Consider the following 22521-nt stretch of genomic DNA (forward strand, 5'->3'; position numbering starts at 1 on the left):
CATCTCACGACACCGCGCCGGGAATGCGTTCGCGCTCAGTCCGCCCTGCGGGCGATGTAGACGTCCACCAGACCGGGGCGGTCCGGGGCTTCGCGCACCTCGCGCAGCTCGAAGCCCGCTTCGGCCAGGCTCATGTCGATCTCGTCCCGGGTGCGGAAGCGCAGGGTGGACTCGGAGGTGAGCTCGTCGCCGTCGGCGAACCGGTAGGTGCTGCGGAACGAGATCAGCGGCGGACTCACGTCCGTGAGCTCGTCGCGTCGTTCGACGCGGCCGACTTCCGGCAGGTCGACGCTGGTCGTTCCCGGCCACCTCTCCCAATCGCGGCGTTCCGGCTTCCTCGTCTCGAACGCGAAGTGCGTCCCCGGCCGGAGCGCGGCGCGGACGCTCAGCAGGACTCGCGACCACTCCTCGTCGGTGCGGAAGACCTGCGCGACGTTGCCGGTCATCACCACGAGATCGGCCGCGATGTTCGGCAGGACGGTGGCGTCGCAGCGCACCCAAACGATGCGCGCGGAGCCGTCCTTGGACCTGGCGACCGCCAGCGATGCCTCGGCCGGGTCGGTTCCCACGACCGTCCGCCCGGTTTCCTCGAGCAGGATCGCCAGCGAACCGGTCCCGCACCCGACGTCGAGAACCCGGGCCGAGCCCAGCTCGTCGGCGATCTCGACGTAGGCGGGCAGGTCGGTGCGATCGGATTCGAACGCGTCGTAGAGCGGCGCGAGCCGGGGATGGGCGAACATCGCGTCAGGCACCGACCGAATCTAGCGAGGCGTCGGCGCGGTGACTACCGCCGTTCCGCTCATGCGCGAGCGAAGTCGACCTCCGCCGTGCTGACCGTGCCCGCCGTGCGGCCGGGTGCGACCTGGTACTGCCAGTACAGGTTGGTGTGCGCGATGACCTCGTCCGGCGATGGCGCCCCGTAGCGGCTGAGGTCGCTGGTGGTGTGGGCGTCGGCCACCAGCGTCGCGTCGTAGCCGCGGACGAACGCGCCGTGCAGCGTGCACCGGACGCACTGATCGGACTGCGCCCCGGCGACGACCAGCCGGCCGATGCCGCGGTCGGCGAGCACCTCCTCGAGTTCGGTGTCCTCGAAGGCGTCTCCGTATGCCTTGTGCACCAGCGGCTCGGCATCGCCGCGCTCCAGCTCGGGCACAAGCTCCCAGCCCTCGCTGTCGCGGGCCAGCCCGTCGTCGTGGTGCTGGATCCACACCACGTCGACACCGGCCGAACGAGCCCGGCCGACCAGAGCACCGATGTTGGCCACGATCCGGTCCCGATCGTGCGCGTCGGCGACCACGCCCTTCTGCACGTCGATGACCAGCAGCGCGGTGTTCGGCCTGTTGTCCAGAACGGTCATGGTGACTCCCCTCATCAGCGAAGCCTCGATGCTAGGTCGCACCACCGACGGTTCCCGTTCGCCACGAACCGCCCGATCGAGTGAGCCGAGGCGTCCGCCGGCAGGCGTGTGAGGATTCAGGACGTGATTCCAGATCTGTCCGCTGACCGCATCGACCGACTTCGCGAGGCGTTCCGCGCCGCCTCCTACGACGCCGACGGCGTCCTCGACCTGCTCGGCCACTCCGCGCACGCCGCGCTCGGACGCGGCGAACCGATGCCCGCGCTGCGCGCCACCGGGGGCGCCGGTCCGCTGGGCACCCTCGTGCGCCTGTTCCTGCTGGGGCACCCCGAGACCCACGCCGACGTGCAGGCCGCGCTGGGCTCGCTGACCATCGATGACGCGCTGGCGGCCGGCATCCTCGCCGCCGATGGCGAGCTGCTGCGCGCCGGGCTGGACATCCGCCCCCACGGCGAGGGCGAGCACTCCTGGTGGGTCGTGTCGGACCTGGACTCCGACCTGCGCGGCGGCCGTCCCGTCGACCCCGACCACGTGCTGGGCGTCGGGCACGCCTCGCTGAGCCTGGTGCGCGCCACCACCCGGCGGCCGGTCGGCTCGGTGCTCGACCTGGGCACCGGCTGCGGGGTGCAGGCGCTGCACGCGAGCACGCACGCGAGCAGCATCACCGTCACCGACGTCTCCCAGCGGGCGCTGGCCCTGGCCGCGGCGACCTTCCGGCTCAACGACGTCGAGGTGGAGCTCGACGAGGGCGAGTGGTTCGCCCCGGTTCGGGGCCGCCGGTTCGACCTGATCGTGTGCAACCCGCCGTTCGTGGTCGGACCGCCGCGCACCGACTTCACCTACCGCGATTCCGGCCTGGCCGGTGACGACGCGAGCGCGCTGGTCGTGCGCCAGCTGCCGTCGTTCCTCAACGAGGGCGGCACCGGGCAGCTGTTGGCGTCCTGGGTGCACCGCGAGGGCGAGGACTGGGAGGACCGCGTCGCGTCCTGGCTCCCACCGGGCGCGGGGGTGGACGCCTGGTTCGTGCAGCGCGACGTGGCCGACCCCGACCTGTACGTCGGCACATGGTTGCGCGACGCCGGCTACGACCTGCGCTCCGAGCAGGGCATGCGCAAGGCCGCCGAGTGGCTGGACTGGTTCGAGAGCAACGACGTGATCGGCATCGGCTTCGGCTTCGTCACCCTGCGCCGCGCCGACGGTCCCGGTCAGGTCGTCTGCGAGGACCTGCGGCACGCCTTCGACGATCCGCTGGGCCCGGAGTCCGACGCCTGGCTGCGCAGGGTCGACTGGCTGCGGGAGCACGACTCGGACGACGACCTGCTGGCCGCCCGACTGGTCACCGCCGACAGCACGGTGCTGGAGCAGGTCTCGCAGCCGGGTGACGAGGGGTGGGAGCCGATCGTGCACCGCCTGCACCGCACCGACGGACCGGGTTGGCAGCACGAGATCGACGAGCTCGGCGTCCGGTTGCTGGCGGGGTTCCGCGGTGCGCTGCCGTTGGACGAACTGCTGGAGTTGCTGGCGATGGGTTACGGCGAAGAAGTGGAGGAGTTGACCTCCGCGGCGATTCCTGTGGTGCGCGAACTCGTGCGGCACGGAATGGTCGTCCCGGCCGAATGGCGAGGTGTTGATCAATGAGGGCAATCGCCACGCGCGTCACTCGCGCCTCGGTAACGGTCGACGGTGAAGTGGTCGGCAAGATCGATGAACCCGGACTGTTGGTCCTATTGGGTGTGACGCATTCCGACGGCCGTGAGGAAGTCGTGAGAATGGCCCGGAAACTGCACGAGATCCGAGCCCTGCGGGACGAGGAGTCGTGCGCCACGACCGGGGCCCCGCTGCTCGTCGTCAGCCAGTTCACCCTGTACGGATCGACCGAGAAGGGACGTCGCCCGTCGTGGACAGGAGCGGCCCGCCCCGAGCAGGCCGAGCCGCTGGTGGGAGAGGTCGTCGCGGAGCTTCGCGAGCGGGGTGCTCGGGTGTCCACCGGGGTGTTCGGGGCGATGATGGCTGTCGAAAGCGTGAACGACGGGCCATTCACACTTTTGGTTGAGGTCTAAATGTAACGAGAGCTCTCAGGGAATCCTCAGACTTGCGGGCGCAACGGATGTGACGGCCGCGACGTCTTCGAATCGAGAACATCGGGAACGAATTCGTCGCGCCCGTCGTTTTCCAGGTAACGAAGCTTCGACGGCCATGCCGACAGCGGTGACCGAACCCTGGGAGTTCTCGACCGGACATCCGGCCGAACCGACAGCACCGGCACCGACCCGACATCCGAAGAAGAACGTCGACGCGCAAGCCCCGGTTAATACCGAGCGTACGCGTCTTCCGCACCGGGCACCGATGCGCCGGTGTGAATTGCGTCCCGCTAGCCAGCCCGTCAGGGAGGGAGCTCATGACCGTCCCGCAGACCACCAAGCCAGACGTCGCCGTCACCGAAGAACTGGATACCCAGGGACCATCGGCCGACCTGGTGCGCGTCTACCTCAACGGCATCGGGCGCACCGCGCTGCTCACCGCACAAGAAGAGGTCGACCTCGCCAAGCGGATCGAGGCCGGAGTTTTCGCCAAGCACTTGCTGGAGACCGGCGAGGACCTCTCCCCCGAGCGGCGTTCTGACCTCAATGCCGTCGTGCGGGATGGTCGGCGTGCGAAGAACCACCTGATGGAGGCCAACCTCCGCCTGGTCGTCAGCCTCGCCAAGCGCTACACCGGGCGCGGCATGCCCCTGCTGGACCTCATCCAGGAGGGCAACCTCGGCTTGATCCGCGCGGTGGAGAAGTTCGACTACACCAAGGGCTTCAAGTTCTCGACCTACGCGACCTGGTGGATCCGTCAGGCCATCACACGGGGCATGGCCGACCAGAGCCGGACCATCAGGCTGCCCGTCCACCTGGTCGAGCAGGTCAACAAGCTGGCCCGGATCAAGCGCGACCTGCACCAGAAGCTCGGACGCGAGGCCACCGACGACGAGCTCTCGGAAGAGGCCGGCATCCCGGTCGAGAAGATCCTCGACCTGATGGACCACTCGCGTGACCCGGTGAGCCTGGACATGCCGGTGGGTGCCGAGGAGGACGCCCCGCTCGGCGACTTCATCGAGGACTCCGAGTCCGCCGACGCCGAGAACGCGGTGATCTCGGGCTTCCTGCAGGACGACCTGCGCCGGGTCTTGTCCACGCTGGAGGAGCGGGAGCAGGCGGTCATCCGGATGCGCTACGGCCTCGAAGACGGCCAGCCGCGCACCCTGGACCAGATCGGGAAGGCCTTCGGGCTGTCCCGCGAGCGGGTCCGCCAGATCGAGCGCGAGGTCATGTCCAAGCTCCGCCAGGGCGACCGCGCCGACCGGCTCCGCGCCTACGCCAGCTGAACCGGGCGGAGCGCCCCTCCCCACCCAGGGGGCGCTCCGCCGCGCCCTGCGACCTCTGCGCCGGTTGAGGCATCGGCCCCGGGTCGTGCCCGGTTCGGGCCAACAGGGATCAATTTTGCACCCGATCGGCTCGTTGACCGGACGCGGAGAAAACGCGAAGATCTTCTTCCCGCTGCTTGAGCGGTGGGTCTCCCACCGCTTGCTGGAGGAGGGCGGGCTCGTCGAACAGGCGGGTCCGGCCTCCTCACCTACTCCTGCAGGAACTTCTCCCGCCAGCGCTCCAGCTCGTCGTCGGTGACTCCGTGGGCGCCCAGCCAGCCCGCGGCGCCCTGGTGGTCCTCGAAGACCTCGAGCACGCGCTCGATGGCCTGAGTCGGCGTGGCCAAGAGCTCGGCGACCATCTCCTCATCCACGCCTGGCGGCAGTTCTGGTGCCTCGTTGAGCCGCTGCAGCACGCGGAACATGTTCTTGTCGGTGCGCACGTAGTCGGCGATGATCGCGTCCTGCCGCACGCCTGCCGCGCCCAGCAGCATCGCCGAGACCACCCCGGTCCGGTCCTTGCCCGCCGCGCAGTGCACCAGCGCCGGACCGTCGGCCTCCAAGACATGCCGGAAGACCTCGACGAGCTTCTTCGGGGCGCCCTGCAGCATTCCCTCGTAGAGCAGGGTCAGCTCGTGCGCGGAACCGTCGGCCTCCGGTTTGTCCAGCCCTTCGAGCACCCGAACCCGGTGGACCTGGGCGACGGGGGCCAACGGGTGCTCATCCTGCGTCTCGACAGCTTCGCGCAGGTCCACCACCACGCGCGGCGGCCATGCGGACGCCCCCGCCGGGTCCCGATCCCCGGGGTGCGGGGCGTCGCTGCGGTAGACCACGCCGGACCTGGTCAGAACACCGTTGCCGGTGGGCTGACCGCCGAGGTCGCGGAGGTTGACCAGTTCATCGAGCGCATCCGACGTCGCCATGAAGCCTCCGATGTGAGGGGAGCCGTCCACCCCCGAGAATGTCAATCCGAGCAGGTTCCGACCAGGGCCGCCCGGCGCGCGCCACCAGGTCTCCGTCACACATAGCCCACCCGTGTGGACGGCGTGATCCGCTGCGCGGTTACATGAGTGCACGCGTAACCCGAACGCGCGCAAAGGAGCCGCGACGTGACCACCACGAATTTCGACTTCACCGAGGTGCTCCCCCTCGGCCCCGACGACACCGAGTACCGCTTGGTGACCGATGAAGGCATCAAGGTCGTCGAAGCCGCGGGGCGCCGCTTCCTGGAGATCGAACCCGCCACGCTGACCTCGTTGGCCGCCGAGGCGATCAAGGACATCCAGCACCTGCTGCGTCCGTCGCACCTCGCCCAGCTGAAGTCGATCGTGGAAGACCCGGAGGCCAGCGCGAACGACCGCTTCGTGGCCACGGACCTGCTGCGCAACGCCTGCGTGTCGGCCGGCGGGGTGCTGCCGATGTGCCAGGACACCGGCACTGCGATCGTCATCGGCAAGCGGACCGAGTCGGTGCTCACCGGCGGCCAGGACGAGGAGTCGCTGGCTCGCGGCATCTTCAACGCCTACCAGGACCTCAACCTGCGCTACTCGCAGATGGCGCCGCTGAACTTCTGGGAAGAGCGCAACACCGGCAGCAACCTGCCCGCCCAGATCGAGCTGCTCAACAAGCCGGGCACCGACCCGTTCTACGAGCTGCTGTTCATGGCCAAGGGCGGCGGCAGCGCGAACAAGACCTTCCTCTACCAGGAGACCAAGGCGCTGCTGAACCCGACGCGCCTGGGCCGCTTCCTGGAGGAGAAGCTGCGCTCGCTGGGCACCGCCGCGTGCCCGCCGTACCACCTGGCAATCGTCGTCGGCGGCATGTCCGCCGAGTACAACCTCAAGGTCGCCAAGCTCGCCTCCGCGCGCTACCTAGACGAGCTGCCGCGCGAGGGCTCGGGCTCCGGGCACGCGCTGCGCGACGTCGAGATGGAGCAGCAGGTCCTGGAGATGACCCGCCAGTTCGGCATCGGCGCGCAGTTCGGCGGCAAGTACTTCTGCCACGACGTGCGGGTGATCCGGCTGCCCCGGCACGGCGCGTCGCTGCCGGTGGGTGTGGCGGTGTCCTGCTCGGCTGACCGGCAGGCCAAGGCCAAGATCACCCCTGAGGGCGTGTTCCTGGAGCAGTTGGAGCGCGACCCGGCCAAGTACCTGCCGGAGGTCTCCGACGAGCAGCTCTCCGACGAGGTCGTCAAGATCGACCTGAACCGGCCGATGGCCGAGATCCGCTCCGAGCTGTCCAAGCTGCCGGTCAAGACCCGCGTCTCGCTGACGGGTCCGCTGGTCGTGGCGCGCGACATCGCGCACGCCAAGATCGCCGAGCGGCTCGACGCAGGCGAGCCGATGCCCGACTACATGCGAGACCACCCGGTCTACTACGCCGGTCCGGCCAAGACCCCCGACGGCTACGCATCGGGCTCCTTCGGCCCGACCACCGCAGGCCGGATGGACTCCTACGTCGAGCAGTTCCAGGCCTCAGGTGGCTCGATGGTCATGCTGGCCAAGGGGAACCGGTCGAAGAAGGTCGCCGAGTCCTGCCAGGACCACGGCGGCTTCTACCTCGGTTCGATCGGTGGACCGGCCGCGCGCTTGGCGCAGGACTGCATCCGCAAGGTCGAGGTGCTGGAGTACCCCGAGCTGGGCATGGAAGCGGTTTGGCGCATCGAGGTCGAGGACTTCCCCGCCTTCATCGTCGTCGACGACAAGGGCAATGACTTCTTCGCCAACTCGACGCAGCCCACCCTGCAGATCTCCTTCGGCCGCTGAGGTTTTTGCGACCGCGCTAGATGACCGGTCTTGGGCTCACCCGCGCGTGGTGCGCGAGTGAGCCCAAGCGGCCGCGGTCATCCCGCTGCGACGGCCCGCATCGAGAACAAGGCTGCCGAACCAGGTCCACCGTGGAGCCCCACCTCCGGCGGCGAGCCGGGTTCTGCACGCGCGACGGCGGCAGGTTTCCGCCGCGCTACAGCCTGATCAGCGCGGAACCTTCACATCTCTTTGCTCCAGGACCACTTTTCGCCCTTCCAGCGGGGCGTCGAGGCTCACCGCCACCGGCGGGTACCTCAGGTCCATCGTGCAGATGCCCGGTGGCTCCGGAGTCTCCTCCACCAGGATGATCTTCACGTGGTCCGCGGTCTGCTCCGCCAGTTCGGCGTGCACCTTGCTGCAGCCGCCCTCCTGACCGGAGGCGACTACTGCGGTACCGTTGTCCTGAGTCCAGACCTTCTTCGGATATCCTCTGGGCAGCAGCGAGAGGTCGATGGCCTCAGCGGCCACCGGCGTCCGTTCCGGTTCAGGTTTCGGCTGAACAGGTCCGGGAGGCACCGGCGGTTGACCACCGAACCCCACGTCGTTGGTCGGCTGTTGAGCGCAGGCTGCCAGAACGATAAGCAGACTCCCCGCGCCCACTGCAGTTCGTAGGCGTCTCATACCTCTAAGACGGACGCTCGGGAGTCAGCGGTTGCGTCCCGGCCGAGGTGGATCAGTCAACACCTTTCACACAATTCACCCGGCCGGTGCGCGAACCGCGGTCAGCGCCCGAGGACGCCGTTCATCCAGTCTCCGATCCAGGCCGCCATCTCGGCGGAGTTCCGCGTCCACTTGAAGTGGTCCACCGGCCCGCCCGCGTCGGCGGCCGTGTAGTGCCGGGCGGTGCGGTCAGCACGAGTGGAGTGCTTGACCAGATCGTCCATGGCCGAGATCGGCGCCAGCTCGTCGTTGTCCACGGTCACGGTGAGCAGCGGAGTCGCCACCTCGGTCAGAGCGGCGTCGTAATCGAGGTCCGATCCGGTCAGCCGCCAGCGCCCGGTGCGCGCCTGGCGCGCCCAGTCGCGCATCAGGCCGGTCGCCTGCCTGCCGCCGAAGACGTATCCGGGCCAGTACCCGAGCAGCGTCGAGGCCAGTGCGATCGTCTGGGTGCCCAGCAGCGAGTAGTAGTACTTGGCCAGGCCGGGATAGCCCCGGTACCAGACCGACCCGGTGGCGATGAGCGCCGCGCCCTGGATCCGGCCGGGGTTGGCGGCGGTGTGCAGCAACGCGATCTGACCGCCGAGGCTGTGGCCGAGGACGAACCGGGGCGCCCTGGGGAAGACCGATTCGACCAGGTCGAGCACGGCGTCGAGGTCGTTGACGAAGTCCTGGTAGCCGAAGTGGACTCCGCGCTGGGGCCGCGGCTTGTTCTCGCCCTGGCCGCGCACGTCATACGACACCACGGTCATGCCGAGCTGGTGCAGCTCGGCGACGAACCGCCGGTAGTAGCCGGCGGGCACGCCCATGGCCGGTGCCAGCACGGCGACCGGCGCGCTCGGGTCGTCCTGCTGCAACGCGCGCAGCTTGATCCGGTACTGGCCCGCGGGAACCACGCCGAGCACGGGGGCGGACGCGTCGATCTTCCGGGTCGTGATTTGATCCACGTGCACAGATTAACGGAACTAGACCGTTCCGTCTGTGTCCCCTATCGCAACCTTCGCGGCCCGGTGTCCGGAACGGCCGCGGACTCCCCCAGCGACACCTTGGCCCCGGTGACCGCAGCACCGGTCGGCGAGGCCAGGACCGGCTGCAACACCAGCTGCCGCACCTCGGGCAGGTCCTCGGCCAAGGTCGCCACCCGCAGCACCAGGTCCTCCAGCGCGGACAGGTCGGCCGGCTCCACACCCCGATAGCCGACCAGCAGCGGCGCCGCCCGAGGCGCGCGCACCAACGTGGCGACGTCGACGTCGGTCAACGGCAGCGCGCGGTAGGCCTTGTCCCCCAGCAGCTCGCTGGCCACGCCGGAGAGCCCGAACGAGACCAGCGTGCCGAACGAGGGGTCGTCGATGAGGTCGATCACGCACGAGGTCCCGCGCCCGGCCATCCGCTGCACGTAGACCTCGTCGATCCCCGACACCCGGCGCACGTCCGCGTAGGCCGTGCGCACGGCCTCCGGACCGCCCAGGTCCAGGCGGACCCCGACCAGGTCGTTGCGGTGCCGCAGCTTGGCGCTGGTGGACTTCAGCACCACCGGGTAGCCCAGCTCCTCGGCAGCCGCGATCGCGCCCGCGACGTCGGTGACCTTGCGAAAGGGCGCCACCTCGATGCCGTAGCAACCCAGCAGGCGCACGGTGCGCTCGTCGCCGAGCTCCACCACGCCCTCGGCCAGCCACTGCTCGACCAGCGAACGCGCCTGCTCGGCCTCCACCTCCGGACGCACGAAGTGTCCCTTCGGCGCCGCGCGCCACTTCGCGTAGCGGGTGACGCGAGCCAGCGCGAGCACCGAGCGTTCCGGGCTCGGGTACGAGGGCACCGAACCCTTGCCCGTGGTCCCGTCCGGTCCCGGCACCACCAGTTCGTCCGGCACGCCTTCGGCCGCCAGGAACGTGGTCACCACCGGCTTCGAACGCGCCGCGTCGGCCTCCTGCAGCGCGTTCCGCAACGCCCGCGCGTAGGCCGTTCCGGGCACCGCCACCGGCGGCGCGAACACAGTGATCAGCGCGTGGACGTCCTCGCGCAGGGCCGCATCGCGCACGGCGGCGGCGAACTCCTCCGGCCCTGCCACAGCTCCGACGTCGACCGGCTCGTGCGCCAGCTGCAGGCCCTGCGCTTGGGCCACGTCGGCGGCGATCATGCCCAGCGCCGACGAATTGCCCACGATCGAGACCCGATCGCCCTGCGGCAGCGGCTGGTGCGCGAGCAGCAGCGCGGTGTCGAACATCTGCGCCACCGACTCGACCCGGATCACGCCGGACTGCTCGAACAGCGCTTGCACGCTCGTCTCGTCGATCTCCACCGTGGTCGCCGCCAGGCCCGCCCGGACCGAGTTGCGACCCGACTTGACCACCACGACGGGCTTGCTCCGGGCCAACCGCCTGGCGAGCCGCCCGAACTTGCGCGGGTTGCCGAACGACTCCAGGTACAGCAGCACGACATCCGTTGCGGGGTCCGTCTGCCAGTACTGCAGCAGGTCGTTGCCGGACAGGTCGGCGCGGTTGCCCGCGGAGACGAACGTCGACAGCCCGAGCCCGCGCTCGGTCGCTGTCTCCAGGATCGCCACGCCCAGCGCGCCGGACTGGCTGAAGAACCCGGTGCGGCCACGTCCAGGCAGCTGCGGCGCGAGGCTCGCGTTGAGCCGGAACTCCGGATCGGGGTTGACCACGCCGAGCGCGTTGGGGCCCACCACTCGCATCCCGTGCACGCGAGCGGCGCGCACCATCTCGCGCTCGACCTCGCGCCCCGCCGGACCGGACTCGCTGAACCCGGAGGAGACGATGACCAGCGTTTTCACGCCCTTGGCCAGGCAGTCGTCGAGGACCTCGTTGACGCTGGCAGCCGGAATCGCCACGACCGCCAGGTCGACCTCGTCGGGGATGTCGAGCACCGAGGCGTAGGCCCGCACCCCGCGCACCGAGCGGTGCTCGGGGTTGACCGGGTAGACCGGGCCGGTGAAGTCCGCAGTGAGCAGGTTGGTCAGCACCGCGTGACCGATCTTGCGGTGATCCGTGGAGGCCCCGATCACCGCCACCGACCGGGGGCGCAGCAGGTTGTGCACGCTGCGCGCCTCGGCCGCCTGTTCGCGGGCTCGGGCCACCGCTACCGATTCCTCGGTCGGGTCGATGTCGAACTCCAGGTGCACGACGCCTTCCTCCATGGCCCGGCTGACCTGGTAACCGGCATCGCGGAAGACCCGAACCATCGTCGAGTTCTCGGCCAGGACTTCGGCCACGAAGCGCCGCAGACCGCGCTCTTGCGCCGCGGCCGCGAGGTGCTCCAGCAGGATCGAGCCCAGCCCGCGCCCCTGGTGACCGTCCTCGACGACGAACGCGACCTCGGCGGACTTCTGCTCACCGAGCCGGTCGAAGCGGCCGACCGCGACGATGTCGTCACCGAGCAGCGCGACCAGCGCGGTCCGGTTGAGGTAGTCGACCTGCGTGAACCGCCGCACGTCGCGCTCCGACATCCGCGGGTACGGACCGAAGTACCGGTAGTACCTGGTCCTGTCGCTGAGCCGGCCGTGGAAGGCAAGCAGCTTGTCCTTGTCGGCCGGGACGATCGGCCGCAGGTGCACGGTGCCACCGTCGGACAGCACCACGTCGGCTTCCCACTGCCGGGGGTAGTCCTGCCTCGGCCCGGCCTCCTCTCCCAGCACTTCGTCCACTTCGGATGCTCCTCAGTCGCGGCTGTCTGCCGGGTCGAGCCCGAGCAGCGGGAAGACCGCGTGCCGAGCGTCGCGGATCGCGGTGTCGACCGCCGAAGCGGTCACCCCGGTCCAGGGTTCGAAGGACGGGTCGGCCCCGTCCGACATCGACGTCGGCATCGGTACGTTCCGCGCACGCCGGACGGCGTACGCGATCCAATCCTCAGGGATGGTCGTCTCCGGCGCTACGTCCCGGTTCAGCAGCGTCGCCAGCAGGTGGGTCCACGCCCTGGGCACCACGCGGAAGAGCGAATATCCCCCACCGCCGAGCGCCAGCCACTTGCCGCCGGCGTAGCTCTCGGCGAGTTCGCGCAGGTTCTGGTAGGTCGCACGCTGCCCGTCGACCGACATCGACAGATCGGCGAGCGGGTCGTCGCGGTGCGCGTCGGCTCCGCACTGGGTGACCAGCACCTGCGGGCGGAACTGGCCCAGCACCGAGGGCACCACCGCGTGGAAGGCGCGCCGCCAGCCCGCATCGCCGGTGCCCGGTGGCAGCGGGATGTTGACCGCCGTGCCGTCGGCGTTGCCCTTTCCGACCTCGGTGGCGAAGCCGGTGCCCGGCCACAGCGTCACCGGGTGCTGGTGCAGCGAGATCGTCATCACGCGCGGGTCGTCGTAGAAGGCCGCTTGCACACCGTCACCGTGGTGCACGTCCACGTCGAGGTAGGCGATGCGTTCGACACCCTGCTCCAGCATCCAGGAGATGGCCAATGAGCAGTCGTTGTAGACGCAGAACCCGGCCGCGTGATCGGCCATCGCGTGGTGCAGCCCCCCGGCGATGTTGACAGCGCGGTCGGCCTGCCCGGACACGATCTGCTCGGCTGCCTTGATGGACGCGCCCGCGATCAGGGCCGACGCCTCGTGCATCCGGTCGAAGATCGGGTTGTCGTCGGTGCCCAGCCCGTGCCCGACCTCCCAGCCGCTCAGCGGCGCCGAGCGAACGGCAGCCAGGTACTCGGCGGTGTGCACCCGCAGCAGGTCCCGTTCAGTGGCGGGCTCGGGTTTGAGCATCTCCACACCGTCGAGCAGGCCGAGCGAGTCGGCCAGCCGCATGGTCAGGTCCAGGCGGACCGGATGCAGCGGATGGTGCCCGCCGAGGTCGTACTCGAGCAGCGACTCTTCCCAGACCACGGCCAACTGAGAACCCATGGGCGGGACGCTACCCGCAGGAAGCCACCCGCCACAGGGTCTCGGCCGCGTGACCCGCCGAACCGGATCGATCTTGCGAGGGGTCAGCCCGCGTCCGCACCAGTGGCCGCCGGCCGCGCGGGGTTCGCTGCCCAGTTCGACCATGAACCCGCGTACAGCACCGCCGGGTTGCGAGCGTCGGTGATGCCGGCGTGCTCCAACGCCAGCAGCACCGAGCAGGCGGTCACGCCCGAGCCGCAGTAGGCGCCGACCGCGCTGCCGCCGGTGACGCCCAGCGCGGCGAAGCGCTCGGCCAGTTCCTCCGGCGAACGCCAGCGCCCCGACTCATCGGTGTGCTCGCTGAACGGCGCGTTGCGCGCTCCGGGGACGTGCCCGGCGCGCGGGTCCATCGGCTCGACCTCACCCCGGTATCGTTCCGGGGCTCGTGCGTCGAGCAGCACGCCGTCGCGAGCCAGACCGGCCGCCTGGTCCGCGTCGATCACCGGCATCACACCGGGCCGGACCCGGAAACCTCCATCGCCTGGTTCCGGAGCCTCGGTGGTGGTCGGCTTGCCCTCAGCGGACCACGCCGCGTAGCCGCCGTCGAGGACGGCGACCGAGCGGTGCCCGGCCCAGCGCAGCAGCCACCACGCCCGGGCCGCCGCCGAACCGTTGTCCGCGTCGTAGACCACCACCGGTCGGTCGGCGTCCACTCCGGCGCGGCGGAGGACCTCCTGCAGGGCCGTCGGATCGGGCAGCGGATGCCGGCCGGCAGGGCCCGGCTCGGCCGCCAACTCGGCGTCCAGATCCACGAAAACCGCTCCGGGCAAATGCCCCTCGGCGTAGTCCCCCCGTCCCGGTGGGCCGAGCAGTGACCAGCGCACGTCGAGCAGCGTCGGGTGCGGGTCCGCGCTCAGCGCGGACATGAGATCATCGGTACTGATCAAGGGTTGCATGACGGCCTTTCGAAGCCCGCCGACGAGGTCGGTCATCAATCTTGGCTGTCAACTCCCCGGCCACTGACCGTTGTCGCTGGCAGCGACTAGCATCGTGGTTGGGACTTGAATGGGGAGCCGACGTGAACGATCTCATCGATACCACTGAGATGTACCTTCGCACCATTTACGACCTCGAGGAAGAGGGCGTGGTGCCACTCCGGGCCCGGATCGCCGAGCGCCTGGAGCAGAGCGGCCCCACCGTGAGCCAGACGGTGGCCCGCATGGAGCGCGATGGCCTGCTGATGGTCGCCGAGGACCGCCACCTCGAGCTGACCAAGGCCGGTCGCGCCCGAGCGATCAGCGTCATGCGCAAGCACCGCCTCGCCGAACGGCTCCTCGTCGACGTGATCGGCCTCGAGTGGGAGCACGTGCACAACGAGGCGTGCCGCTGGGAGCACGTGATGAGCGAGGCCGTTGAGCGCAAGCTCGTCAAGCTCCTCGGTGGCCCCACCACGTCCCCCTACGGCAACCCCATCCCCGGACTCGACGACCTCGGTGTCGATCACGTCGAGAGCGCGGTCGACGGCGAGCTCCAACGAGTCGACGAGATCGCACGCAACGGCGGCGGCCGCGCGGTCATCCGCCGCATCGCCGAGCACGTGCAGCTGGACCCCGACCTGATGACGGACCTCAAGGAAGTCGGCATCGTGCCGGGCAACGAGGTCGAGATCCTGTCCGTGGTCGGGGCGAACAAGCCGATCGAGGTTCGCGGCCAGAGCGGTACCGCCGAGCTGACTCCGAGCATCGCGCACGCGGTCATGGTGACCGCCAAGTGACCGTCTCCGAACGAGCGGCGGAGCTGTTCGCCGCTGAGCACGGCCGTGCCGCCAGCGCGGTGTGGTCGGCCCCAGGCCGGGTCAACCTGATCGGTGAGCACACCGACTACAACGACGGTTTCGTGCTCCCGATGGCGATTCCGCACCGGGTGGCGGTGGGCGTCGGGCCGCGCGAGGACCGCAAGCTCGTGACCACGACGCTGGGAGACGACGGCGAGCTCCACCAGGGCGATGAGGTCGTCGTCGACGAACTCCGGCCCGGCTCCCACACCGGCTGGTCCGCCTTCCCGGCCGGCGTCGCGTGGGCGCTGCGCCAAGCCGGTCACCCCGTACCGGGACTGAACCTGGTGATCGTCGGTGATGTCCCCACCGGCGCGGGTCTGTCGTCCTCCCACGCGCTGCAGTGCGCTGTTGCGCTGGCGTTGCTTGACCACCTGGGCCTGGCGCCGGGCGAGCCGGACGCGCCGAGCCTGGCGGAGATCGCCCGGCTCGTGCAGCGCTCGGAGAACGACTACGTCGGCGCTCCCACCGGACTGCTCGACCAGACCGCATCGCTGCGCTGCGTCGAGTCCAACGCGCTGTTCTTCGACGTCCGCTCCGGCGAGGCCGACCAAGTCCCGTTCGATCCGCGCAGCGAGGACCTCGAACTGCTGGTCATCGACACCCGCGCGAAGCACTCGCACAGCGAATCCGGTTACGGAGAACGCCGGAAGGGCTGCGAGCGGGCGGCGGAGCTGCTGGAGGTCAAGGCACTTCGGGACGTTTCGACGGCACAACTGCCTGCGGCGTTGGAGCAGCTTCCGGACGAGCTCCAATCGCTGGTCAAGCACGTGGTCACCGAGAACGAGCGCGTGCTGTCCACCGTGGAGCTGCTGCGCTCCGGCGATTACGCCGGGATCGGCCCGCTGCTCAACGCCTCCCACGCCAGTCTCCGCGACGACTACCGCGTCTCCTGCCTGGAACTCGACGTCGCAGCGGACGCAGCGGTGCAAGCCGGTGCACTGGGTGCGCGGATGATCGGCGGTGGCTTCGGCGGTTCGGCGATCGCGCTGATCTCCAGCGCCGACCGGGAGCGGATCGAGTCCGCCGTCCGGTCCGCGTTCGCCGAGCGGAGCCTCACCGAGCCGCGCGTGTTCATCGCGATACCCTCCGCCGGTGCGGGACGGGATCTGTGACGAGCTCGTCGACCCCCGCTCCCCGCTGAATCGACTAGTTCTCCCACGGAAGGCAGTGCGCAGTTGAAGCTCCTGGTCACAGGCGGTGCCGGTTACGTCGGAAGCGTGTGCGCAGCACGCCTGGTGGAGGCTGGCCACGAGGTCGTCGTGGTCGACGACCTGTCCACCGGGCATGCCGACGCGATCCCGGACGGCTGCAAGTTCGTCGAGGCCGACATCGCCTCCGCGGCGAGCGAGCTGCTCGCGGAGCAGTTCGACGGTGTGCTGCACTTCGCGGCCAAGTCGCTGGTCGGCGAGTCCATGGAGGACCCGCAGAAGTACTGGCAGGGCAACGTCGTCACGTCGCTGCGCCTGCTGGATGCGATGCGCGAGCACGGCACGCCGCGACTGGTGTTCTCCTCGACGGCGGCGACCTACGGCGAGCCTGAGGTCTCCCCGATCACCGAAGACCTCGCGACGCGGCCGACGAACACCTACGGCGCCACCAAGCTCGCGATCGACAGCGCGATCACCTCCTACGCGACCGCGCACCGCATCGGTGCCGTGAGCCTGCGGTACTTCAACGTCGCCGGGGCGCACGGCGCGATCGGAGAGCGGCACACCGTGGAGACCCACCTGATCCCGATCGTGCTGCAGGTCGCGCTGGGTCAGCGCGAGCAGGTGCAGATCTTCGGCGAGGACTGGCCCACCGCTGACGGCACCTGCGTCCGCGACTACATCCACGTCACCGATCTCGCCGACGCCCACTTGCTGGCGTTGCAGAACGCCGAGGCCGGCCAGCACCGCATCTACAACCTGGGCAACGGCACGGGCTTCTCGGTCAAGCAGGTCATCGACACCTGCCGCGAGGTCACCGGGCACCCCATCCCGGCGAAGGTCGCACCCCGCCGGGCAGGCGACCCCGCGACCCTGGTGGCTTCCAGCCAGCGGGCGCGCGAGGACCTGGGGTGGCAGCCCCAGCGCGCCGACCTCGGCGTCATCGTGCGCGACGCGTGGGAGTTCTCGCGCGCGCGTCACGCGTCCTGATCGCTCCTTCCGCTTCCTCGCGCACATCAGCAGCCTCCGTCCTCGTCGAGCAGGAGCTGGGCGTCGTCGACCGAGTGCCGGGCGATGACGGCCAGCTCCGCGGGCGGAATTCCGGCGTCCATGGCCTGCCGGAGCAGGGTGCCGAGGGTGTGCTCGGGCCTGACCCCCTCGATGCGCTCCAAGGCCACACCCGCCAGCGCGCCTTCGCCGCGCACGTAGGCCGAGAACGCCAGCAGTGCTGCGACCTCGACGAGCTCGGGGTCCGGCGCCTTGCGCACGAGCGTCAGCCAGAGCTCTTCGGCCGGGCGCGCCAGATCGCTCAGCGCGGTGCCCATCACGATGTCCCGCACCCGGACGTCCGCGACGGCCTGCAGCACGCCCAGCAGGTCGTCCTCGGTGAGTGCGGAGCCTGCTGCGATGCGCTGGATGGCGCCGAAGACCTTGCGCAGGTCTTCGGTGACGCGTGACGGGTCGTAGGAGTCGATGGCCTCCTCGGTCAGAGCGTCGAGCTTCGCCGACCAGCGGTTGATCAACTCCCGCGATTCGGGCGCGACGAGTTCGCGCAGTTCTTCCCTGCTACCGAAGGTCACCGACCCCTCGGCGGCCATCACCGCTCCCATCGCGGACTCCTTCGGATCCGCGACGACTCCGCGGCAGCCCTCGTCGAAGTAGCACCGCCACTTCTCGCCAGCCGCGATCTCCGGCACGTGCAGCGCGTGAGCGGTCACGATCCCGGCCTGGAGCAGCGTTTTCCGGACCACCTCGATCAGCCCGAGCATCGGGGGCTCGGAGTCGGGACCGGACTCATCGGACTCGTGGCACCTGCCGCCGCAGCTCTCCGGGCAGCCCGAGTGGTTGGGCCTGTCCCCGACCACGACCATGATCACGCCCTCGACGTTCTTCCTGCTCAACGGTCCTGTCAGCAGGAACTCCCCGAACGCGCAGGCGTTGGCGGGGCACGGCAGGTCCACGCGCAGGGTCATGCCGAACTTCGGGGTGCTGGTCAGGTCGTGCAGCGTCAGCAGCACGAAGGAGTTGACCGGGTTGAACCCGATCATGTGCGGTAGCGCGGCGAGCACGTCACCGGGATCGCTCAGCGATATCTGGGTGTTCAGTCGCGTCGTCATGCCACAACGATGGAGCCGAAAACCCGCTACGCGACACCGGTTTAGCGAATCTTGGGACAACTTCGTCCGCTGTGGACAAACTAGTATCCGAACATTCGAAACCACACCGATCAGCGACGATCGATCTGGCTAACTTCGCCACCCCATCGAAGGTTGCTCTCCGCTACCGCACGGGTTTCATGTGAGTCGGTCATGAAATCTTGCCGATGGCGGGGATGGAGATGCTGGTGCGCGCCAGGTCCAACCGCAGCCCCGCGCCCGGCTCGGGGCGCAGCGTGAAGTCGTGGTCGCTGGAGAGCACCACCACGCCCAGCCGGTGTCCGGGAGCGAACACGTAGTCGTCAGGCTGCATGGTCACGGTGATCGCGTAGTTCTGCCCCGGCTCGATCGGCGTGGTGCGGTCCAGCACCTCCCGGTTCTGCGGGTCGGCCCACCCGCGGGTGACGACCGAGACCGAGCCGTCCGGCGCCTGGTCGACCAGCAGAGCGGTCACGTTGGCCGCCGGCCGGTCGAAGGTGAGCGCCAGGTCAGCGCGCACCTCACCGCTGACCCGCGCCTGCTCGGCGAGCGGCTCGGTGAAGTAGGCCAGCCGGTTCGGCGAACTCTGTGCCGCGGCGAGGTCCTCGGCCAGCAGACCGGCGTCGTCGGTGAGTCCTTCCACCACCTCAGCAGCGGGGCCCGCAGCGCTGAGACCACCTCGCTGCGGTCCACCTGCGCTCGGGCGCAACACCGTCTCGGACACATCCGGGGCCGGCCATTCGGGTTCCTCGGTCCAACTGCCGTCCTCGCGCTGCACCGTCGCGCGCGGCTCGCCCTCGACGCCGTTGGGCACGCCGTAGAGGTAGCGGGTGAACCAGCGGTTCAGCGTCCGAAGCCATTCCTCCTCCCGCAGCTCGATCGGGTCGGTGTGGCCGGACTGGTGCCACCAGATCTTGTGCGGGACGTCGTGCTCCCGCAGCGCCTGGTACCACTGCGCGGCCTGGCGCGTCTTGACGTTCCAATCGTTGAGCCCGTGCACCGACAGCACGGCCGCGTGCACCTCGTCGACGTCGTCGAGGTAGTTGCGCTCGTCCCAGAACTGGCTGTAGTCGCCGGTAATCCGGTCCTGCTCAGCGGTGAGACCGTCGATCACCGGGCGGCAAGGTTCCCTGTCGGCGCGGGTGTGGACGTACTCGGCCAGCACATCGGCGTCCTCGCCCTGGTAACCGCCGGGCGCGACCACGGCCCCATCGGTCCGGTAGTAGTCGTACCAATTCGAGATCGCCCCGATCGGGACGATCGCTTCGAGCCCCTCGACCCCGGTGGAGGCCACGGCGTTGGGCAAGGTGCCGTTGTAGGAGACGCCCATCATGCCGACCTTGCCGGTCGACCAGTGGGCGTCCACGGGCGCACCGCCAGCGTCGTGGCCGGGTGCACGGCGGTTGAGCCAATCCACGACGGACTTGGCGCCGATCGTTTCGTTCTCCGCACCGGTGGTCGGGCACCCCGTGGACTCCCCGGTACCCAGCGACTCGGCGTAGACCACGGCATAGCCCCTGGCCAGCAGGTATTGCTCGTAGGCCCATTCGATCTCGGCGGCGACGGCGACCCGTTCGTCGCCCGCCGTGCGACGCATCGTGCGCGGCCCGGCCTGCTCCGGCACGTGCAACTCGGTGTCAACGTCGTGGTTGGGCACGTCGTTCCCGCCGGAGTAGTACGGGCTGGCCTGGTAGACCACCGGAACCCGGAAGCCCTGCTCTGACTCTCTCGGCCGCACCACTCGGACGTGCACCCGGTCCTGCTGACCGTCGTGGTCGCTGTCGACCGGCGCGGTGACGAACAGGTCCTGGCGCACCGCTCGAGCCGGGTCGAACACCGGCTGCGCCTCGCCATCGGAGAACACGGGCCCCTGGGGTGGTTGGGCCGCAGCCGTGGATCCGACCAGGGGCAGGGCGAAGATCGCCGCGAGGCAACCGGTCACAACGCGCCGCATGCAGGGCTCCCGAAGCTGGAGGGACGACACCGGCACTTTTCTTAGCGCGAAATGGGAAGTCAACCACCGATGCGGCGGGTTCCCGCCAGAACCACCCGAGCGGCAGTAAGGTCGAAGTGTCGCCACCGGAACCACCGAGGAGCTCGCATGTCGATTCCGTCCAGCCTGCTGACCTCGGCCGGTTTGATCGGTGGCTTCGCGGTGGCTCGCGCCTCCCAGCACCGGCACTGGGGCGGAGTTGTCGCGGCAGGCGCCGGCCTGGGCGCGATGGAGATCTGCCGCCGCCGCGCCGGTGTGGTCCCGGCGCTGGCTCTGGGGGCGACCTACGGAACGGCGCTGGCAGGCTCGCACCCGCTGGCGAAGAAGATCGGCGCCTGGCCTTCGGTGCTCGTTGTGACCGCCGCCACCGCAACCGCGGCCCACCTGCTCACCCGCCGCTGAGGAAGCCCTCGAACGTCGCTCGTCCAACAGCACGTCCGGACCAGGTTCTCGCCAGCGCGCAACGCCCTGACCACCGCGCCCGGCGGCCGCAGCAGGAAGACCCGCCTGCGAAGCCCGTGAGCTTCGACGTACGTGCGGGTCAGGTCCGCGTGGCTGCGCACACCTGCGGTCCGCCCATCCGGCACCCGACCGGCAGGTGCCCCCTCCACCAGTTCGGTCAGCCGGTGGGCGACCTCGTCCACCGCGATGACCACGACCGCACGTCCGACAGCGCCGCGACCACGGGCGAGCGGCGCTGCACCGACGCGATCTCGGCGCTGAGGCGTGGAACTGCGTGGGGCGCGGAGACCGTCCGCGGCAACGAGAACAGTCACCGTGCCCGAACGGTGAAGAAGAACACGCGACTCCCGACGGTGTCCGCTGACCTGGGCATGAACCCCCCGTCATGCCGCTTGTCGAGGGCTTGCACCAGCACCCACCGGTCACATCCGGTTCGCAACGCGTGAGGGGCCCGCGTGCCGTTTCGAACCGGTTCGCAGGTGAGAGCTAGGCTGTTTGCCGACGCGTTACTCGACACGGCGAAGGAAACAACCGGTGCCTGATCCAGCTTCATCCATTGAAGAGCTGACCGCCCAGCGCGACCGCGCCCACCAGGAGTTCGCAGATCTCGTGGCGCGTGGCCTGAAACTGGATATCACCCGAGGAAAGCCATCGCCGAAGCAGCTGGACCTGTCCAACGAGCTGCTCGACCTCGCCAGCGGAACCGACGCCGACGGCGCTGACCTGCGCAATTACGGCGGGCTCAATGGCTTGGCCGAGCTGCGGGCGATCTTCAGCGACGACCTGCAGGTGCCGGTCGACCAGCTGCTGGCGGCGGGCAACTCGAGCCTGGAACTCATGCACGACGCGCTGGTCTTCGCGCTGCTCAACGGCGTGCCCGGTGGCACCCAGCGCTGGGTCGCCGAGCAGGAGATCGCGTTCCTGTGCCCGGTGCCCGGTTACGACCGCCACTTCGCGCTGTCGGAGCGGCTCGGCATCAAGATGATCACCGTCCCGATGACGCCCCACGGCCCCGACATGGACGTCGTCGAGCAGCTGGTGGCCGAGGACTCCCGGATCAAGGGCATCTGGTGCGTGCCGAAGTACAGCAACCCGGACGGTGCCGTCTACTCCGACGAGACCGTGCGACGGCTCGCCGCGATGAGCACCGCGGCTCCAGACTTCCGGATCTTCTGGGACAACGCCTACGCGGTGCACCACCTCACCGATGACGAGGCCGAGATCGCCGACGTGCTGGCGCTGTGCGGCGAGCACGGCAACCCCGACCGCGCGCTCGTGTTCGGCTCCACCTCGAAGATCACCTTCGCGGGTGCGGGCGTGGCGTTCTTCGGCTCATCGCCCGCGAACGTCGAGTGGTGGCTGGCCTCGACGTCCAAGCGCAGCATCGGCCCGAACAAGGTCAACCAGCGGGCGCACGCCCGGCTGCTGCGCGACGCCGCCGGCCTGCGCGAGCACATGCGCAAGCACGCCGCGCTGATCCGCCCGAAGTTCGAAGCCGTGGACAAGATCCTCAGCGCCGAGCTGGGCGGCACCGGGCTGGCCAAGTGGAGCAACCCCGCCGGTGGCTACTTCATCAGCCTCGAGGTCCCCGAGGGCTGTGCCAAGGCCGTCGTGGCCAAGGCCAAGGAAGCGGGCATCGCCCTCACCCCTGCCGGTGCGACCCACCCCTACGGGCACGACCCGGCGGACTCGGTGATCCGCATCGCGCCGACCTTCCCGGAGCTCGCCGACGTGGAGGCCGCCACCGCGGGCCTCGCCATCTGCGTTCGCCTCATCGCCACGGAGAAGATCCTGGCCGAGAAGCAGGCCTGATCTGAACGCGGCGAAGGCCGGTGCGGTTCATCGAGAACCGCACCGGCCTTCGCCGTGGAAGCACGGATCCAGC

General features: G+C 69.6%; 19 protein-coding genes. 9 read left to right on the top strand and 10 right to left on the bottom strand.

Annotated features, from left to right (window positions below; all coding sequences use genetic code 11):
* Positions 1-35 precede the first annotated feature (35 nt).
* Positions 36-752 (bottom strand): class I SAM-dependent methyltransferase, encoded by a 717-nt coding sequence (locus E1161_RS05630; RefSeq protein WP_132620275.1) that lies wholly within the window; start codon positions 750-752, stop codon positions 36-38.
* 47 nt (positions 753-799) lie between these two features.
* Complete coding sequence (locus E1161_RS05635) at positions 800-1357, bottom strand: isochorismatase family protein (RefSeq protein ID WP_132620277.1); 558 nt, start codon at positions 1355-1357, stop codon at positions 800-802.
* A gap of 123 nt (positions 1358-1480) precedes the next feature.
* On the opposite strand from E1161_RS05635, the gene E1161_RS05640 reads away from it, so the two are divergent.
* The 3 genes from E1161_RS05640 to E1161_RS05650 all read left to right on the top strand — a co-directional run bounded on the left by E1161_RS05640 (position 1481) and on the right by E1161_RS05650 (position 4727).
* A complete protein-coding gene (locus E1161_RS05640) occupies positions 1481-2995 on the top strand; it encodes a N5-glutamine methyltransferase family protein (protein WP_132620279.1) in 1515 nt (504 codons plus the stop codon).
* Entirely contained in the window at positions 2992-3417 is a 426-nt protein-coding gene (dtd, locus tag E1161_RS05645; RefSeq protein ID WP_132620281.1) for a D-aminoacyl-tRNA deacylase, read from the top strand. Before E1161_RS05640 ends, dtd begins: the two co-directional genes overlap by 4 nt.
* Before the next feature lie 338 nt (positions 3418-3755).
* The gene (locus tag E1161_RS05650; protein WP_132620283.1) at positions 3756-4727 is read left to right on the top strand and encodes a sigma-70 family RNA polymerase sigma factor; all 972 of its coding nucleotides are present in this window, start codon (positions 3756-3758) and stop codon (positions 4725-4727) included.
* Positions 4728-4975: 248 nt separating this feature from the next.
* Here E1161_RS05650 and E1161_RS05655 read toward each other — a convergent pair whose 3' ends face one another.
* Complete coding sequence (locus E1161_RS05655; protein ID WP_132620285.1) at positions 4976-5689, bottom strand: tyrosine-protein phosphatase; 714 nt, start codon at positions 5687-5689, stop codon at positions 4976-4978.
* Between the two features lie 186 nt (positions 5690-5875).
* On the opposite strand from E1161_RS05655, the gene E1161_RS05660 reads away from it, so the two are divergent.
* Positions 5876-7531: a fumarate hydratase gene (locus tag E1161_RS05660; RefSeq protein WP_132620287.1), complete on the top strand. Its 1656-nt coding sequence runs from the start codon at positions 5876-5878 to the stop codon at positions 7529-7531.
* Positions 7532-7738: 207 nt separating this feature from the next.
* Here E1161_RS05660 and E1161_RS05665 read toward each other — a convergent pair whose 3' ends face one another.
* From E1161_RS05665 to E1161_RS05685, 5 genes are all read right to left on the bottom strand, one after another.
* Positions 7739-8041, bottom strand: a complete 303-nt coding sequence (locus E1161_RS05665) for a hypothetical protein (RefSeq protein ID WP_235874806.1) — start codon at positions 8039-8041, stop codon at positions 7739-7741.
* 254 nt (positions 8042-8295) lie between these two features.
* Positions 8296-9177, bottom strand: a complete 882-nt coding sequence (locus E1161_RS05670) for an alpha/beta hydrolase family protein (RefSeq protein ID WP_235874807.1) — start codon at positions 9175-9177, stop codon at positions 8296-8298.
* A gap of 41 nt (positions 9178-9218) precedes the next feature.
* Positions 9219-11894, bottom strand: coding sequence for a bifunctional acetate--CoA ligase family protein/GNAT family N-acetyltransferase (locus E1161_RS05675; RefSeq protein WP_235874808.1), 2676 nt, complete (start codon positions 11892-11894; stop codon positions 9219-9221).
* Between the two features lie 12 nt (positions 11895-11906).
* Positions 11907-13082 carry an acetoin utilization protein AcuC gene (locus E1161_RS05680; RefSeq protein WP_132620298.1) on the bottom strand — a complete coding sequence of 392 codons (1176 nt, stop codon included), beginning with the start codon at positions 13080-13082 and terminating at the stop codon, positions 11907-11909.
* Positions 13083-13165: 83 nt separating this feature from the next.
* The gene (locus tag E1161_RS05685; protein WP_132620498.1) at positions 13166-14017 is read right to left on the bottom strand and encodes a sulfurtransferase; all 852 of its coding nucleotides are present in this window, start codon (positions 14015-14017) and stop codon (positions 13166-13168) included.
* A gap of 122 nt (positions 14018-14139) precedes the next feature.
* Here E1161_RS05685 and E1161_RS05690 point away from each other — a divergent pair, with 122 nt between their 5' ends.
* From E1161_RS05690 to galE, 3 genes are all read left to right on the top strand, one after another.
* A complete protein-coding gene (locus E1161_RS05690) occupies positions 14140-14835 on the top strand; it encodes a metal-dependent transcriptional regulator (RefSeq protein WP_132620300.1) in 696 nt (231 codons plus the stop codon).
* Positions 14832-16010 carry a galactokinase gene (gene galK, locus E1161_RS05695; protein WP_132620302.1) on the top strand — a complete coding sequence of 393 codons (1179 nt, stop codon included), beginning with the start codon at positions 14832-14834 and terminating at the stop codon, positions 16008-16010. Before E1161_RS05690 ends, galK begins: the two co-directional genes overlap by 4 nt.
* A 63-nt stretch (positions 16011-16073) precedes the next feature.
* Positions 16074-17036 carry a UDP-glucose 4-epimerase GalE gene (gene galE / locus E1161_RS05700; protein WP_132620304.1) on the top strand — a complete coding sequence of 321 codons (963 nt, stop codon included), beginning with the start codon at positions 16074-16076 and terminating at the stop codon, positions 17034-17036.
* A gap of 26 nt (positions 17037-17062) precedes the next feature.
* Here galE and E1161_RS05705 read toward each other — a convergent pair whose 3' ends face one another.
* Together E1161_RS05705 and E1161_RS05710 are read right to left on the bottom strand one after the other, a co-directional pair.
* The gene (locus E1161_RS05705) at positions 17063-18163 is read right to left on the bottom strand and encodes a DUF4192 domain-containing protein (RefSeq protein WP_132620306.1); all 1101 of its coding nucleotides are present in this window, start codon (positions 18161-18163) and stop codon (positions 17063-17065) included.
* A gap of 190 nt (positions 18164-18353) precedes the next feature.
* On the bottom strand, positions 18354-20135 hold the full coding sequence (locus E1161_RS05710) for a Xaa-Pro dipeptidyl-peptidase (protein ID WP_132620308.1): 1782 nt from the start codon (positions 20133-20135) through the stop codon (positions 18354-18356).
* Between the two features lie 147 nt (positions 20136-20282).
* On the opposite strand from E1161_RS05710, the gene E1161_RS05715 reads away from it, so the two are divergent.
* Together E1161_RS05715 and E1161_RS05720 are read left to right on the top strand one after the other, a co-directional pair.
* On the top strand, positions 20283-20576 hold the full coding sequence (locus E1161_RS05715) for a hypothetical protein (protein ID WP_132620310.1): 294 nt from the start codon (positions 20283-20285) through the stop codon (positions 20574-20576).
* Between the two features lie 594 nt (positions 20577-21170).
* Positions 21171-22448 (top strand): aminotransferase class I/II-fold pyridoxal phosphate-dependent enzyme, encoded by a 1278-nt coding sequence (locus E1161_RS05720; protein WP_132620312.1) that lies wholly within the window; start codon positions 21171-21173, stop codon positions 22446-22448.
* The last annotated feature ends 73 nt before the right edge of the window (positions 22449-22521 follow it).

The organism is Saccharopolyspora aridisoli, assembly GCF_004348445.1.
GTDB classification, from domain to species: domain Bacteria; phylum Actinomycetota; class Actinomycetes; order Mycobacteriales; family Pseudonocardiaceae; genus Saccharopolyspora; species Saccharopolyspora aridisoli.

Excerpts from the sequence above, each read along its gene's own strand:
- E1161_RS05635 (WP_132620277.1), bottom strand. The coding sequence starts at position 1,357 with ATGACCGTTCTGGACAACAGGCCGAACACCGCGCTGCTGGTCATCGAC.
- dtd (WP_132620281.1), top strand. The coding sequence starts at position 2,992 with ATGAGGGCAATCGCCACGCGCGTCACTCGCGCCTCGGTAACGGTCGAC.
- E1161_RS05650 (WP_132620283.1), top strand. The coding sequence starts at position 3,756 with ATGACCGTCCCGCAGACCACCAAGCCAGACGTCGCCGTCACCGAAGAA.
- E1161_RS05655 (WP_132620285.1), bottom strand. The coding sequence starts at position 5,689 with ATGGCGACGTCGGATGCGCTCGATGAACTGGTCAACCTCCGCGACCTC.
- E1161_RS05680 (WP_132620298.1), bottom strand. The coding sequence starts at position 13,082 with ATGGGTTCTCAGTTGGCCGTGGTCTGGGAAGAGTCGCTGCTCGAGTAC.
- E1161_RS05685 (WP_132620498.1), bottom strand. The coding sequence starts at position 14,017 with ATGCAACCCTTGATCAGTACCGATGATCTCATGTCCGCGCTGAGCGCG.
- E1161_RS05705 (WP_132620306.1), bottom strand. The coding sequence starts at position 18,163 with ATGACGACGCGACTGAACACCCAGATATCGCTGAGCGATCCCGGTGAC.
- E1161_RS05710 (WP_132620308.1), bottom strand. The coding sequence starts at position 20,135 with ATGCGGCGCGTTGTGACCGGTTGCCTCGCGGCGATCTTCGCCCTGCCC.
- E1161_RS05715 (WP_132620310.1), top strand. The coding sequence starts at position 20,283 with ATGTCGATTCCGTCCAGCCTGCTGACCTCGGCCGGTTTGATCGGTGGC.